Genomic DNA, 16,070 nt, shown 5'->3' with positions numbered 1-16,070 from the left:
TTAATGCTTTTTTATTAATTGAGGTAATTATTTATGACTAATAAGAAAGAAAATATTCGGCTACTAATTTCTTTAGGACTGGCGGGAGTCATGGTAGCAGCTATTTTATGGTTAATAGGTAAATTTTCTTCTAATCTCACACCTTCATCAAATTCAATGCCGCTCTCATCTTTAGAGCCAAGTTCATCTCTTCCTGAATGGATGAGTTTGGGTGGGAAAATTTTGGTAACGGCGGATAAAACTGCCGATAAAGAAACTGGAGTTCAAGCTTTTGCATCTAATGATTTTGCCACTGCTGTCACGAAATTTCAATCATCCCTACAAATAAATCGTAATGATCCAGAAACGTTAATTTATTTAAATAATGCCAAAATTGGTAAATCACCAGCGCTAAAAGTTGCCATAATTGCACCAATTGGTCGCACTTTGAACGAGGCAAAAGAGCTTTTGCGCGGAGTTGCCCAAGCTCAAGATGAGGTTAATAATAACGGTGGAATTAATGGTGTACCGTTGCAACTTCAGATAGCTAATGTTGATAATATTGAAAAGCTTCAAGAGTTAGATAATGAATTTGTTAAAGACTCTAGCCTTGTGGCAGTAATAGGGTTTAGTCGCAACGAAAAGATTTATAACGAGCGTGGTTTGGTTAGGATTTCTCTTACAAGTCCAATGACGCAACTTGGAGAAAATCAAACACAGCCTGGACAAGCAAGACACGTGTTTTATGCAAGTCCAAATCGTGACAATTTCACTCAAGCTCTTGCTGAGTATATTGTCAAAAAAGAACGGAGAACAAATGTTGCTATTTGCCAAGCTTCGACACAACAAGAAAGAAGTCAGGAAATTAAAAAACAATACGCTGATTTGATTACTAAAGCAGGGGGAAAAGTCACTGATATAGAGTGTAATTTAAGCGCCCCAAATTTTAGAGCCAGCGATTTTGTGAATAAAGCGATCGCAGATGGTGCAGAAGCTCTACTATTAATGCCTAGACCAGACAAAATTGACTCCGCTCTCGATGTTGCACGAGAAAGTCAAGGCAAACTAGCACTTTTTGGTTCCCAACTGATGTATGGTGAAAAAGTTTTAAAGTTTGGGCAAGGAGATGTCAAAGGAATGGTATTGCCTGTATCTTGGCATCATGATGCTAATAGTAATGCCAGAGGAGGTAATTCTTTTGCTAATAAAGCTGTTAAACTTTGGGGTGGACAAGTAAGTCCACGAACTGCTACGGCTTATGATGCACTTCAAGTAATTATCGCTGGCTTAGAAGAGGGCAGTACCCGCCAAAGTTTGCAAAAGGTTTTGTCTAATCCTAATTTTTCAGCTACGGGAGCAACAGGAAAAATTCAGTTTTCGCCATCAGGCGATCGCCAAGGTGGGGTCTTTTTAGTCAAAGTTGAGCCTTGTGAGTCAAATAAGTCTTGTTCTTCTAGTACTGGCTACGATTTTGTATTAGTGCAGTAAAGGTGAGACTTTCATTTAATTACGGGTTAAAAATTTTGTGAGATTAAAAAGTTACTAATCGTTTCAACCTACTATTACTGTTGAATACCTTGGCGAAATTCTCTAACCGCTTCCAAGGCAGACGACAAAAAAAGACAACGATTGAGCAAAGATAAATCTAATTCTGGTAGGAACTCACTTTTAAAAAGTTTCTCATATTCTTGTTCTCGTAAGCAGTAAACCTCAAATGTCCCATCTTCCCAGAACCAAACTTCCGGGACTTGCATTAATTTGTACTTCTGTAGCTTTATGGGACTACCGCTAGTAATCACTACTTCAATACAGAGGTCTGGTATAGCTTTGTCGTTACCCAAGCAATAAGATAAGTCTGCTTGATACTCTACTATGCTGGGAATCTCCTGGGTAAAACTTCCACTGGGAAAAAATTCAATACCCTGTTCTAAGAAATACTGCCCTAGAAGCAGACCAATTAAACACTTAATCGCCTCAGAGGTTTACCAATACTCGCTATTTCTAAGACTCCTTCACAATAAAATAGCCGCACCCCTGGCACATTTTCAAAGCTAGCTTGAATCGCTTTAAACTTTTCCCAACTCAACCCACGTCGAAAGAAGCGTTGTTCTTCTGGGAAACCAACAGCATTTTCTAACGCTTGAGTCATAATATTTATCTCTTCTCAGTTGTTAGTAGTCTTATCTCTATGCTAAATCAGAACCAAATTATCCCGATGAATTACGGTTTCTGCACCGACATAGCCCAAAATTGTGGGAATTTCCCGTGAATGACGCCCGCTAATTTTTTGCAGTTCATCGCTGCTGTAGTTCACAAGTCCTCTGGCAATTTCTTGACCGTTAGGATCACACAATTGCACAGCATCTTGTGTATCAAACTCTCCTTCTACTGCCTTAATTCCAGCGGCTAATAAAGATTTTCCGGCTAGAGAAATTGCCGCGATCGCACCTGCATCTAAATACAATTTACCAGCAGGTACAAGACCATAAGCTATCCAGCGTTTACGTGCAGAAGTGGGTTCAGGTTGCGGTTCAAAGTGTGTACCAAGGGGTTCACCATTTAAGATTTTTTCGATATTCCGAGGAAATCGCCCTTCAGTAATTACCGTACGCACTCCCGCAGCAATGGCAATCCTCGCAGCAGAAATTTTTGTCACCATACCACCAGTACCCCATTGAGAGCCTGGGGAGCCTGTTTGTATCTGCAATTCTCCCAGTTCTTTCATATTACTAACTAAGGCGATCGGCTGGGCATCGGGTACAGAACGAGGATCGGCTGAATATAGCCTATCTACATCGGTGAGTAAAAATAGCCAATCTGCTTCTACTATGCTGGCAACTAATGCCGAAAGGGTGTCATTGTCGCCAAATTTCAGTTCCTCTACTGCTACGGTGTCGTTTTCGTTGACTATGGGAATCACTCCCAATCCCAGCAGTTCTTGAAAGGTGTTGTAGGCGTTAAGATAGCGGCTACGCTGTACTAAGTCGCTGCGTGTGAGCAATACTTGGGCAATTGGCTGTTGTAGGGTAGTAAATAAATCGTCGTATACGCGGATTAATCTACCTTGCCCAACTGCTGCTACTGCCTGTTTTAGGGCGATCGCTTTGGGGCGTTCGGTTAAGCCCAACCGCGCACAACCCACGCCCACAGCGCCAGAGGAAACCAAAATCACCCGATGGCCTTGGCGTCTCAAATAGCAAAGTGTTTCCGCTAAAGTTGCGATCGTAGAAAGCGCTAGTTGTCCTGTTTTTGGTTGAGTCAGGCTAGAAGTGCCGATTTTGACAACAATCGTTTTGGTCATTGGTTAAGAGTAGAGACGCGATTTATTGCGTCTGTACAAGGGTCAAAATTAATTTGACTTTTGACTATGGACTAAATTGTAAAGCGCCAGTCCCTCTATAAGTGAAGGCTGACGCTCTACGGGTTTATATTTATTTGGTATCAGTTAGGGTCTTTTTTGGCTGACCCTATGTTATTAATACTTATGATCCCCGATTTTTTGACTCTAGTGAGATTCCTTAATTATTTCTTTAGATTTACTTTCCTGACGATTTGTCAAGGTTTGCGAATCTTTGTTTTTTTGGGGGTAATAGAGGCTCCTAAGATTTCTGATATCCAGACTTCAAAGTTACGTATTGGATGAGAGCGGAGAGCGGCATCTGGATGAACAATCGGTTCGACTAGAATGGTAAACATTCCTAGACGATTACCTGCGATGACATCAGTAAATAAGCGATCGCCTACCATCCCTACTTGATGTACTGGTAAATTCATGGACTTAAGTGCGGCTCTGATTTTGCGTCGAGAGGGTTTGGCTGCACCCAAGTAGTAAGGTAAGTTGAGAGAGCGGGCAATTCTACCAATCCGCGCTTCACTCAGGTTGTTGCTCACCAAGCACAGTGAAGCACAAGCACGAATTTGCTCCACCCAAGTTTGTAGTTCTGCTGACGCTACCCCTACTCTCATGGGTACTAAAGTTTCATCCACATCTAACACCAGCCCTTTCAATCCATATCGTTGGATAATATCTGGCGTCAGGTTCAATATCGAACCTTCTAATATCAAGTCAGGCTGTAAGAGATTGTTCCAGGTCATAGTCAACAGTCAAGCTTAAAATGCAAATAAGATTGCTATCTTCAGAAGAACACATTCTGAGTACTTTAGTTGGTACTATTTAACTTTTATTTCAATACTATGCTAGTACCAATGAGTTTATAGGGTGAGCATTGTAATGCCCACCCTACTGTGGTCTATTCATATATAATTAGAAATTCCCAATTAAAAATTTAAAAATGTTGCATTTTCATTTTTAATTTTGAGAGAAGTCGGAGCGAGAGCTACCCTACAGGTTCTCCGTTGGCGGAGCGTCTCGTAGGAAAGGAGTACCGCCGTTGGTGCAGCCTGTTGGAGCGCCGGTGTCCGGCGCTCCAAACTTTTCAAGGCAGGCATCTGAACTTCGGGGATTTATCATCTTATTCGACTTCATTAAAAAGATGTTCTTCTAACAGTGGTTGCACTTGGCGAAACTCTTCTGGAGAAAGTAATTCGGGTTGACCTGTTTTTGATATCCGTGCAAAAAACAGTAGTGGGTCAAGTGGCGTATAAATTGCATACTCTTGGTCTTCATAATAGAAGCTAGATAGTAGCTGTAATTGCTCTGGCTCTAAATCTTCCCCTTCATCTTCGATTTCTAAGGTAAAGAGTTCTGATTCTTCAACTGGAGGCAAATCACCTGCAACCGTCAGAGCGTAGGCTGTGTTCTTAAGTATCAGGTTTTGCTCAGATAGTACAGCTTGGGCTGTGTCAAAAATTTGCTCAATGATGGCATCATCTTCTACTAGAAGGGCTTCTTCTTCCTCTTCCTCACCTTGCCAAGCAAAAATTTCTACAGGTGAGTCTACAGGCAGAAGCAAAACGTATTCTTGCCCATCCACTTCGAGGGAATGCTCAATATAACATTCGAGCGATCGCCCTCTTTCGTCAGTTAAAGTGATTGAACCCGCATGAGCGTGGTCATTTTCTTCGGGAAATTTAGAGGAAAACATAGCCGAAATGTGAAACTTTAATAAATACCAGCAATTGTCAAAATCGTTTAGCTGTTGAATGACAGATGATGTCAACCAAATAGCTTGAGATCTAAATAAAACTGCTGGGTAATCGTTTTCAGAATATCATGTTAAAAGGTATCAATACTCAACAGCAACCACCGACCCGCGGGAACTGCTTCGCCTGGCATCCAACCATTGTTGCAAAATCAAAGAAGCTGCTTTCCGGTCAATCAAACCTTTATGACGTGATGGGGAGCGGTTTTCAGCTATCAGCATTTGCTCTGCTTGATATGAAGTTAATCGCTCGTCCACATATTCCACAGGCAATTTGAGAGCCTTAGCCAGCCTAGTAGCAAACTTCTGGACGTGACGCGCCTGAAATCCCAAAGAGCCATCCATTGAATAGGGTAAGCCAATAACCAGGACTTGCACCTCGCGTTCATTGATTATTTGTCGCATTTGCTCGACATCGCGCTCAAAGGATGTACGCTCAATAGTGGTGATGCCTGTGGCAATTAAACCCGTGCGATCGCACCCAGCTACGCCAACACGTTTGCTACCAACATCTAATCCCAAGGCTGAAATAAACGGTTTTTGTTGCTCTTGGGGGATCACACTAATTCTCCTGCTGTGCATCTGTTGATTCCGGCTGGCCAGATGCTTCTATGCTACTGTTATTACCCGAAAAGTTAAGAGGTTCTGACTTACTTGGCAAAGATCTATCTGACGATGGCGACTTTCCAGGTTGTACCCATGACATACCGCCCGGTATTGGTTTGCGCGCCGGTTGCAGACCTTGCAGCATCTCGCTCCACTGAATTCCTTCTAGGGAGACAAATTTAGACTCTCGTAGCTTGTGCCACACCGAGCGAGACATGATTAGCGTATGTTCTATACGTTTTGCCCCAATTCGCTCCAAATATTCTTCTCGCTCTGGCTGATAGTCTGAAGAAGCTAATTGCAAACCTTGTTGAGGAAAATCTTGAGCAATACGAGCTAGTTGAGACAACAACTCTGGATACAGCCAGGTATAAGCAGGATGAACTGTCAGCGTTGCTGCATGTGGGGCCCCACCCTTGCGGTCAAGTTGTACCTGAAAATGACCGATCGCTGCTTTGCGTTGGGGTTCAAACACATAGCCACTCACTACTTCTGTTTTGGTCAGCCATTGCTTGACAGCATCAGTTAAAACGCCAAACAAACTAGTTTTAAAATCGCGGGTGTTGCGATCAAAGACTTGACGTACCAGAGGGGGCATTGATGCCGTATCTAGTTGATATAGTAACTGGGCATCAGCATTACTTACTGGCAAAAGGTTAGGTAAGTCTGGCTCACCTTGGGCCAATTCGGCCAGCAATTCTGGTTCAATTTCCCAGTATGTCATTTCCGCTAGGCGCTGAAAGCCATTTTGTCGGTACAGTGCCAGCGCCTCTATATCATTGACGTTAACTTCCAGTAGCCAAGTGCGAGCTTCCAGAATCGATTCAAAGCAATGGCGTAAAAGTTGCGAGCCGATTCCTTGTTTATCAGCACCACGCTCCAGCATCACTCGGTCAATCCGCCAAGTGCTGCGTGTCCGGTTAAACGGTGACACTTGAATCATCCCTAAAATCATCCGCCCTTGTTCTGCTACATAGGCACAGAAGCGATACTGAAACGGGTTAGGAAACCAACTCAAAAATTTGAGTAGTCCATACCAGCGGCGTAACTGTTGCATCTGGCTGATGACAAAACGAGCTCCCTGAGGAGTGAGGGCTGCGAATGACTCTTGATTTAGGCGCTCAATTCCGTCCAGATCCCGGTATTGGACTGGTCGAATGATCGCGCTGAGATTTCGAGGAAGTAATGAAGTCATTTTGATTCGAGCCGCCATTTAGCCTTAACTAACTGCTCTTTTAAGGCACTGCTGCCATCATTTTAACGGCTTTGTGCTCCTTGCTATTGTTCCAAAAGAGTGATTTTCGTAACTTAATACTTAAAAAAGCAGACCTTGTGGGAACACTATAGGCGTTAACCCAACAATATCTGCTTTTATTTTATTTGAATTTTGGTTAAAAATTGTATAGATTATGAAACTTGCCGAGAAACTAGCTTTTCAAAATTGGCTTGAGTTTGATGGAGTAATTGCTGGCGACTATCTTCAAGTGTCTGTTTTAGGGTTGGAACCAGATTGCGAGCGTGCAGAGTCATATGAAGTTGCAGGTGGGCGACGTATTCACTGATATCTTCGTTTGGTGCAACTGTGCCCGTTAAGAAATTTGATTCCATTGCTACTGTGTACTCCTTTGTAAATCCTGTTGCCGTGTCTTGACATCACTACTACTTATCACGTTGTTTAGTCTCTCTTTTTAATTTGCAATGAAGTTTAACGGTTATTTGCAATGAAAAAGCAAGGGAGCAGGGAGCAGGGGAGAAAACTCTGCCCTCTGAATGATTCCCACTGTTAAAAATTACACGCTCTTAATTACTTAGGACGATCGCCGAACTCGGAGTTATAACCTTCTTCACCGTGTTCATTGATATCCAGACCTTGGTATTCGGCTTCCTCTTTGACTCGCAGACCGACTGTAGCATCGATAATTTTTAGAATGATCCACGTGCCAATTCCTGCGATCGCATAGGCAATAGCGATCGCGATTAGTTCAATCACCAATTCACCGAAATTACCGCGCAACACGCCATCTTTACCTGCTGCGTTGACTTGGGTAGTGGCAAAGATGGCGGTCAAAATTGCGCCTACGGTACCACCAACGCCATGCACAGGATAGGTATCTAAAGCATCATCAATTTGCAATTTGTGCTTGAAACTCACAGCGTAAAAGCAAATAAAGGCGGTGATGAAACCAATTAAAATCGCTGATAGTGGTGTGACAAATCCGGCGGCTGGAGTAATACCCACTAAACCGGCAACGGCTCCTGTAGCCGCTCCCACTGCGGTTGGTTTACCTCGCAAAACCCCCTCCAAAATCAACCACATTAAAGCCGCCGCTGCCGCCGCTGTGTTGGTAGCAACAAATGCTGTTGTCGCTACATTTGTTACCAAATTACCCGAAATTCCACTAGCAATAGACAAGGCACTCCCAGCGTTGAAACCGAACCAGCCAAACCAGAGCAAAGCAGCACCTAACAAAATGAAAGGAACATTGTGCGGCGGGCTAAGGCGATCAGGATAGGTTTTTCGAGGGCCGAGGACGATCGCTGCAACGAGGGCAGAAACGCCAGAACTAATGTGAACTACTGTGCCACCCGCAAAGTCAAGAGCACCCAAACCACCATACAAACCCAAAAATCCACCTTTAGCCCATACCATGTGAGCCAGGGGGGCGTAAATAAAGGTTGACCATAATAGGACAAATAGCGCATAGGCGCGAAAACTCATCCGTTCAGCGATCGCCCCGGAAATTAAGGCTGGGGTAATGATCGCAAACATGGCTTGATAGATCATGAATGCTTGGTGAGGAATTGTCGAGGCATAAGAAACGACTTCCACCGGGTTTGAGCCTTTGAGATAATCGGTTGTCTCTAGCCCGACGCCATTCAAACCGAGCCACTGTAATCCACCAATAAACGGCAACCCTGGCGCAAAAGCAAGACTATAACCCCACAAAACCCAGGTAACACCGACGATCGCCATCAACACAAAGCTCATCATCAACGTATTTAAAACATTGCGCGATCGCACAAATCCACCATAGAAGAATGCTAATCCTGGTGTCATTAGCAGAACGAGTGCTGATGAAACCAGCATAAATGCTGTATCTCCAGTATCAGCAGCAGGCGGAGCAGCTGGTGTTTGGGCAAAAGCATTGCTCGTCAGCGGTACTCCCAAGATTAGTAGGGCAATCGCCCCAATCGTGACAATTTTCTTCAACACTTACTTTTGTCTTTAAATAGCTAAATAGATTTCAGTACTATTTGATACTCTTTTTTGTCTCTTAAGTTACTCTGTTGTCGTTTTTTGAGAAATTAATAAAAATATAATAATACATCGGAGATACTAAGGTTTAAATAAATATGCATAAATGCAACAATTACATCTTTTTGTTCAGGAATAGCATTTTGTTGCAGCAATACAAAATTTTAAGTTTTTAGTTAATTCCTATTACAAACAAAGATAAAAGTTAGTAGTTGACGCTTTAGCGCTAACTATAAACTACAAAGCATTTTCTATTGAAATTTCTACTTAGCTTCTGGGTGAAAACATGATAATCAATACACTTATCAAAGCTAAACAAGTTCCGATGAGGTCGTAATAGTCTGGAGTCACCCCATCTACCTTCCAACCCCAAAGCATCGCCATTGCAATAAATACACCCCCGTAAGCAGCATATACTCTGCCAAAATTTGCTGTTTGGAGAGTAGCCAGTACCCCATAGATAGCTAAAGCAATTCCACCTAATATCCCCCACCAGAAAGACTTACTTTCCTTCAACCACAACCAGATCAGGTAGCCGCCTCCAATTTCAAATAAACCAGCCCACATGAAATAAAGCAGCGACTTAATCATTTGAGTAATTTATGAATATAAATAAAGTCGAACTCAGTGAAATCACGCTAACGTTTTTAACCAAACTATTGCCATTAATTGAGTAAGTTTGTTTACCTTTAACAACAACTTCAGCCATAAATAAGGCTTAAGGATGAAAGCACCATTACCTGATAACGAAGCACAGAGAATTGAAGCACTTTTGCAGTATAAGATTCTCTACACTCCATCTGAAGCCGCCTTTGACGACCTCACTCGTTTAGCCTCGTATATTTGTGGGACTCCTATTGCCTTAATTAGCTTAATTGATACAAACCGCCAGTGGTTTAAGTCAAAAGTCGGCTTGGAGGCGCTAGAAACACCCAGAGATCAAGCATTCTGCGCTCATGCTATTTTACAACCAGAGATTTTTGTTGTACCTGATGCAACAACTGACGACCGATTCGCCACAAACCCGCTAGTCACTTCTGACCCCAATGTCCGGTTTTATGCTGGTGTACCTTTAACTAACCCTGAAGGACACGCTTTGGGAACACTGTGTGTGATTGACCATGTACCACGGGAACTCACTCCAGAACAGATTGAAGCATTACGAACTCTAGGCCGCCAAGTGATTAAGCAACTGGAACTACGGCGCAATTTAGCAAATTTAGTACTCGCAACCGATGAACGCAAACAATCACAGAAGATACGCAAACAATTCTTTAAAAGAGTTGCGGGAGGTCTTGGGTTAGCGTCAGCAATTTTAATCTTAATTGGTGTGGTTTCTTATCAGAACACTAGAGGATTGATCGATACTAATACTCATGTAAAAAAAACTCAAGATAAAATTAACAGCCTCGAAGAACTGCTGTCGCAAATGAAGGATGCTGAAACTGGACAACGTGGTTACATTCTAACTGGACAAGAACGTTATCTAGAACCGTATCAAGCTGCACTTGCGAACATCGCTCAAAAAGTTGCAGAACTCAAAAATTTAACAGCAAAACAACCAAACCAACAAAAACAGCTCGCATCTATTGAAGCCCTGATAGCAGCAAAATTTTCCGAACTCAAGCAGACTATCAACTTGCGCCAAAACCAGGGATTTGAAGCAGCGTTGCAGGTACTACTGACAAATCAGGGACAAAACCTGATGGATGATATTCGTAAAACCATCTATGAGATGGAGAATGAGGAAAGAAAGTTGCTCCAGCAGCAGTCACAAGCCGCAAAATTCGGTGCGAATAACACAATTTTGACACTTGCGATCGCCATCTGCTTGAGTTTTATCATTCTCTCTGTAGTCTACTACCTGATTTATCGTGAGGTGACTGAGCGGAAGTGGACAGAAGAGACTTTAAACAAAGAGCGCAATTTTATCTCAGCAGTCCTTGATACAGCTGGCGCATTGGTAATAGTTCTTGACTCCCAAGGTCAAATCGTGCGCTTCAATCAAGCTTGTGAGCAAACAACTGGCTACTCGTTCGATGAGGTGAGGGGAAGATTTGTTTGGAACTTGTTGCTAATTCCTGAAGAGTTAGAACCAGTCAAAGCAGTTTTCGAGCGGTTGCGAACTGGTCAACATTCAAACGAATACGAAAACTACTGGATCACAAAGGACGGTAATCGGCGGCTGATTGCTTGGTCGAATACTATCCTCCAAGACTATGAGGGATCTGTAGAATACATTGTTTGTACAGGTATTGACATTACTGATCGCAAGCGAGCTGAACAGCATTTGACTGCACAATATGCTACAACTCGTGTCTTAGCAGAATCTACCACGATTAACGAGGCCACTCCCCAAATCCTCAAAGGTATCTGCGAAAGTTTAGGATGGGATTTGAGTGAAATTTGGATGGTGGATGAGCAAGCAAATATACTGCGTTTTCTCGATATATGGCAGAGAGCATCCCTTGAGGTGCAAGAGTTTGAAGCACTGACTCGCCAAACCACGTTTGCACCAGAGATTGGATTACCTGGTCGCGTTTGGGCTAGTTGTCAACCGATTTGGATTGTTGATGTCGTTAAAGATTTTAACTTTCCCCGCGCCAAAATTGCGGCTGAAGCTGGACTGCATGGAGCTTTTGGTTTTCCGATTCGTAGTGGTAACAAAATTCTTGGCGTCATTACCTGCTTTAGCAATGAAATTCAGCAACCTGACTCAGATTTAGTCAAAATGCTCAGTTCTATTGGTGAGCAAGTGGGGCAGTTTATCCAGCGTAAGCGAGCCGAGCAGGAAATTCAACGTCAAAACTTGCGATCGCAACTATTTACAGAAATCACCCTCAAGATTCGCCAGTCGTTGCAAATCGAAGAAATTCTGCAAATTACTGTTAAGGAGGTGCAAAAGATTCTCCAGACTGACCGAGTATTAATCTATCAAATGCTGCCAGACGGATCTGGAACCACAATTATAGAAGCAGTAGTTTCTGGCTGGACTGCAATCAAGGGGCAAAATATCACCGACCCCTACTTGCGAACAGAATACCTACAGCAGCACTACTTACAACAGTACCGTCAAGGAAATATTCAGGCGATCGCTGATTTGGATTTGGTGGAAGTTCAACAAAGCCATATAGAATTACTGCAACAGTTTGGAGTTAAAGCCAACTTGGTTGTACCCATTCTTGTCAAAGAAGAACTTTGCGGTTTGTTGATTGTCCATCAGTGCGCCGCCTCCCGCCACTGGTCTAGTTTTGAAACTCATCTTTTACGACAAATAGCTGACCAAGTAGGTATTGCTTTAGCTCAAGCTCAATTACTAGAAGCAGAAACTCGCCAACGACAAGAACTCGAAGTTGCTCGTCGCCAAGCCGAATTAGCTTCTAAGTCTAAAAGTGCCTTTTTGGCTAACATGAGTCATGAAATCCGCACTCCGATGAATGCTGTGTTAGGAATGACTGGCTTAGTATTAGAAACTCCTTTGAACCCAGAACAGCGAGATTTTATTGAAACAATTCGTATTAGTGGAGATGCTCTTTTAAGCCTAATCAACGAGATTTTAGATCTGTCCAAACTTGAAGCGGGGGAAATGGCTCTAGAAACTCTAGACTTTGACTTATCTACCTGTGTTGAAGAGGTGTTGGAATTATTAGCGCCTCAAGCTCATAACAAAGGATTGGAAATTGCGGCGTTAATTTATCGCAACGTTTTCACCCATCTCCAAGGTGATGCTAGTCGGCTGCGGCAAATTCTGATGAACTTGATCAGCAATGCTATTAAGTTTACCAGTACCGGGGAGGTAGTAGTACGAGCCGAATTGCGATCGCAAACCTCTACTACAGTTACTATTCACTTTGCTGTAACGGATACCGGTCTTGGCATTAACTCCGAAGATCAACGCAGACTCTTTACACCATTTACGCAAGTGGATGCTTCCACCACTCGGAAGTTTGGTGGCACAGGTTTAGGATTAGCCATCTGTAAACAACTGGTGGATTTGATAGGAGGGGTAATTGGAGTGGAAAGTCAGATTGGAAAAGGATCTAAGTTTTGGTTTGAGCTGACTTTCGCCAAGCAACTTCAGCCTGTTTCCCAAATTCAAGATCGCGGACTTTTGAACAATAAGCGCTTGTTAGTAGTAGATGACAACGCTACCAATCGCAAGATTATCTACCATCAAGCTACCCGTTGGGGGATGCAGGTGGATAAAGTCGATAGTGCTGCTACTGCTCTCAGAGCGATTCAGGATGCCGTTGAGCAAAGCATACCCTATGATGTTGCCTTGGTTGATATGCAAATGCCCGAAACAGATGGCCTGACTTTAGGAGAGCAAATTAAAGCAAATTCTGCGATCGCACAGTTACCTTTAATTATGCTCACCTCTACTAATCAACGGGATGAAGTGCAACAAGCGTTAAAGATCGGATTTGCTGCTTATTTGGTCAAACCTGTTAAGCCATCTCGGCTCCTTGATACTATTATGACTATTTTAGGAACTCAATCTGAATTGGAAGAGGCGGGAGATCAGAGTCAAGAGATAGAAGTGCAGAATTTAGAAAAGGACTGCAAGCATATCTCTGCTGAATATCTCCCTCCACTTTTGAAGTCTAAAATCAGAATTTTGCTGGCTGAAGATAATTTAGTAAATCAGAAAGTAGCCTTAAAGCAACTCCAGAGCTTAGGCTACAAAGCTGATGTCGCCGCCAATGGAAAAGAAGTTTTGCAACTATTGGAAAAAATTCCTTACGATTTAATTCTGATGGATTGCCAAATGCCAATTCTTGATGGTTTGGAAACCACAAGAGAAATTCATCGTTGGCAAGAGAGTGACTTTGCTAATCATCACCGTCCTGTGGTCATTGCTATGACAGCTAATGCCATGACAGAAGACAAAAAAATGTGTCTAGATGCAGGAATGGAAGATTATTTGAGCAAACCAGTATTGAAAGAAAAATTAGCAGCGGTGCTAGAGCATTGGGCAAGCATGATCCTCAGTTTACAAGAATCTGTTGCGCGTGAGCAGATAGATTCTACCAAAAATGACAGTTCCCTCAGCCTACCAATTGATTGGGAACACTTGCATCAACTCTCAGAAAACAATGCAGAATTTGAATTCGAGTTACTGCAAATATTTATTGAAGATATCCAACCCCGTTTAGAGATAACTAAAAGTGCGATCGCAGCTAATGACTTTGGGCAAATTGCCCAACAAGCCCACCATTTTAAAGGTGCTAGTGCTAACATCGGCGCTACAGCCATGCACTTAGCCGCCGATAAATTAGAACAACTAGCTTACCACCAAGAGCGTAGAGGTACTACTAACTTAATTTCCGAGTTAGAAGAGTTTCTTAACTGTATTCAAGCTTTTCTAACTTCCTCCAACCAACGCTTGGAGATAAAAGCTATTCCAGGTGGCGAGAACCATGAATGACCAATAAACTACTCAGGCTTACTTGGTTGAAGCCTGAGTTTTTAGTAGCCCTGTATCCCAGATAGTTAGCTGAACAGGTTGCCCCGTCCACAAAACACAACTAAGATACGAACCTCCAGGCTGGTTTATAGACAGCCCCAAACTAGAAATGTTTTTTGCACCATTCTCGTCAGCATCACCGCACCAACCACAATGACCGCACTTAAACCTCTTGCCGTTTCTGTACGATTCACCTCTAACTGGGTGGATGTGCAGACACTTGTGGCAAGTTTGAGATGTGTATCTTGGGTCAACAAATACCAGGTTCACGCCAAATTTTATCGCCTTATAAACCAAGAATTGGCGGAGTTGGTAGAACGCCCAACTATTACTCCTGCGGCGCTCTGTTTTAGAACGTGGTTGTTGGTTGGTGCGCTCTCGAATCCCCGTCAAATCTTCCAGGGCAATAGTTTGGTTAGTGTTCTTGGCGTGCTGGATAAGTCGATAGCTAACGGTATGGTTTACCTGTGCCTGAAAGCGTCGTTCACGTCCACTCAACCGTTGCAAAATCTGTCTGGCTCTACGACGAGTAGACCTTGTGCCTTTGGACGCTTTTTGCTGCAACGAAGCTCTCACACGGGCATATTTGTCCCGAACCTGAGTTATTTGTTTTCCACTAAATTTCTCCCCTTGCGAGGTAACGGCGATGTCAGTCCTACCCAAATCCACGCCCAAAACTTGATCAGTTTGCTCAGGTTGTGGTGGCTCAGATTCAAGCTGAATTTGCAGGTAGTAAGCGCCATCTTTGCGCTTTCCCAGCACCGCCGATTTTGGGTTTCTACCTGTCAGCAAATGACGCTGATAGTTACCAATATGCAATGGGAATTTTTCTCTTCCCTTAAGCATGGTCAGCGTCACACTCCAGTCTTTCTCCTTAAAGGTGAAAGTCCGAGCGTCATAGGTTGCACTGGTTGGAGCAAGCCCCTTAACAGGTCGGTTTTGCTGCTTGGCGGTCTTCCGATTGGCGCAAACCCTGCGAATAGCATGGATGGTCATCTGAGCCGACAAGCCAGAATAGTCTCGTGCTTCCTTGTAAATCAAGGATTGTACGGCTATCTGGTTGGTCAGTTTTGAGTCAGTGTTTTTGTTCACATACTCACAGCAGTTTGCAAAGGCACGAAGCACCGAGTCAAGTTTTTCAACCTGACTTTTGGTAACTTCGAGTTTACAGCTAACTGTGAGGACTTGAGACATTTTCAACTGGTGAAAAATATGCAGCTAACATACCATGAATTTGCTGATTTCGGGGGCGTCGAACCCCCTAAATCAGCCGCTATACCTCCCCACCCTACTTCGTTGAGGGTGGGGAGGGATAGCGAAACCGTTGAAGTTTGGCGTTGCAGAATAGAAATATGAATCAGTGCAATCGCTATGCAATAAAGCTCTTGCAAAAATATATTTTTGCACCTTGGGGAAAAGAGGAAAGGTTAAAGGGGAAGGGTTGTAAGTCCCTTTTCGCTTTACCCCTTGACCTTTACCCTGACTTTTACAAGAAGTCTAATGTCCAAAATGTGCATTAACGGTAGCTATTTAATAAAGTTTTAGATTTGCATACATCCCTACTGGGCGATCGCCTTTTGGTAAAATTCCCCTGTGCTACGGTATCTGACTACAGCACGGCAGATCTTAGTAGCCAACGAGGAGTGTCTATAATAAGCCG

General features: G+C 43.2%; 13 protein-coding genes. 2 read left to right on the top strand and 11 right to left on the bottom strand.

Annotated features, from left to right (window positions below):
* Nucleotides 1-33: 33 nt before the first annotated feature.
* Nucleotides 34-1,467 (top strand): ABC transporter substrate-binding protein, encoded by a 1,434-nt coding sequence (locus HCR01_RS05980; protein ID WP_193195341.1) that lies wholly within the window; start codon nucleotides 34-36, stop codon nucleotides 1,465-1,467.
* A gap of 74 nt (nucleotides 1,468-1,541) precedes the next feature.
* On the opposite strand, the gene HCR01_RS05975 is transcribed toward HCR01_RS05980, so the two are convergent.
* The 10 genes from HCR01_RS05975 to HCR01_RS05935 all read right to left on the bottom strand — a co-directional run bounded on the left by HCR01_RS05975 (nucleotide 1,542) and on the right by HCR01_RS05935 (nucleotide 9,534).
* A complete protein-coding gene (locus tag HCR01_RS05975) occupies nucleotides 1,542-1,898 on the bottom strand; it encodes a Uma2 family endonuclease (RefSeq protein ID WP_320073087.1) in 357 nt (118 codons plus the stop codon).
* Between the two features lie 38 nt (nucleotides 1,899-1,936).
* The gene (locus tag HCR01_RS38470) at nucleotides 1,937-2,128 is read right to left on the bottom strand and encodes a hypothetical protein (RefSeq protein ID WP_226889156.1); all 192 of its coding nucleotides are present in this window, start codon (nucleotides 2,126-2,128) and stop codon (nucleotides 1,937-1,939) included.
* 42 nt (nucleotides 2,129-2,170) lie between these two features.
* Nucleotides 2,171-3,280, bottom strand: a complete 1,110-nt coding sequence (gene proB, locus HCR01_RS05970) for a glutamate 5-kinase (protein WP_193195340.1) — start codon at nucleotides 3,278-3,280, stop codon at nucleotides 2,171-2,173.
* Between the two features lie 254 nt (nucleotides 3,281-3,534).
* Nucleotides 3,535-4,074 (bottom strand): YqeG family HAD IIIA-type phosphatase, encoded by a 540-nt coding sequence (locus tag HCR01_RS05965; RefSeq protein WP_193195339.1) that lies wholly within the window; start codon nucleotides 4,072-4,074, stop codon nucleotides 3,535-3,537.
* A 377-nt stretch (nucleotides 4,075-4,451) separates the two neighbouring features.
* Nucleotides 4,452-5,024, bottom strand: coding sequence for a DUF3727 domain-containing protein (locus HCR01_RS05960; RefSeq protein ID WP_162397507.1), 573 nt, complete (start codon nucleotides 5,022-5,024; stop codon nucleotides 4,452-4,454).
* A gap of 141 nt (nucleotides 5,025-5,165) precedes the next feature.
* Entirely contained in the window at nucleotides 5,166-5,663 is a 498-nt protein-coding gene (gene ruvX, locus HCR01_RS05955) for a Holliday junction resolvase RuvX (RefSeq protein WP_193195338.1), read from the bottom strand.
* Nucleotides 5,644-6,900 carry a GNAT family N-acetyltransferase gene (locus HCR01_RS05950; RefSeq protein ID WP_193195337.1) on the bottom strand — a complete coding sequence of 419 codons (1,257 nt, stop codon included), beginning with the start codon at nucleotides 6,898-6,900 and terminating at the stop codon, nucleotides 5,644-5,646. Before HCR01_RS05950 ends, ruvX begins: the two co-directional genes overlap by 20 nt.
* 194 nt (nucleotides 6,901-7,094) lie before the next feature.
* Nucleotides 7,095-7,295, bottom strand: a complete 201-nt coding sequence (locus HCR01_RS05945; RefSeq protein WP_162397663.1) for a hypothetical protein — start codon at nucleotides 7,293-7,295, stop codon at nucleotides 7,095-7,097.
* Between the two features lie 196 nt (nucleotides 7,296-7,491).
* Nucleotides 7,492-8,901 (bottom strand): ammonium transporter, encoded by a 1,410-nt coding sequence (locus HCR01_RS05940; RefSeq protein ID WP_193195336.1) that lies wholly within the window; start codon nucleotides 8,899-8,901, stop codon nucleotides 7,492-7,494.
* 309 nt (nucleotides 8,902-9,210) lie between these two features.
* Entirely contained in the window at nucleotides 9,211-9,534 is a 324-nt protein-coding gene (locus HCR01_RS05935) for a YnfA family protein (protein WP_193195335.1), read from the bottom strand.
* 133 nt (nucleotides 9,535-9,667) lie between these two features.
* Here HCR01_RS05935 and HCR01_RS05930 point away from each other — a divergent pair, with 133 nt between their 5' ends.
* The gene (locus tag HCR01_RS05930; RefSeq protein WP_193195334.1) at nucleotides 9,668-14,371 is read left to right on the top strand and encodes a GAF domain-containing protein; all 4,704 of its coding nucleotides are present in this window, start codon (nucleotides 9,668-9,670) and stop codon (nucleotides 14,369-14,371) included.
* An 18-nt stretch (nucleotides 14,372-14,389) separates the two neighbouring features.
* Here the strand turns inward: HCR01_RS05930 and HCR01_RS05925 are convergent, their stop codons facing one another.
* Entirely contained in the window at nucleotides 14,390-15,604 is a 1,215-nt protein-coding gene (locus HCR01_RS05925) for an RNA-guided endonuclease InsQ/TnpB family protein (protein ID WP_193195333.1), read from the bottom strand.
* Nucleotides 15,605-16,070: the final 466 nt, after the last annotated feature.

Origin of the sequence: Nostoc sp. MG11 (assembly GCF_014904695.1) — a bacterium.
Classification (GTDB): domain Bacteria; phylum Cyanobacteriota; class Cyanobacteriia; order Cyanobacteriales; family Nostocaceae; genus Komarekiella.
This window is presented reverse-complemented; position numbering and strand designations above follow the sequence as displayed.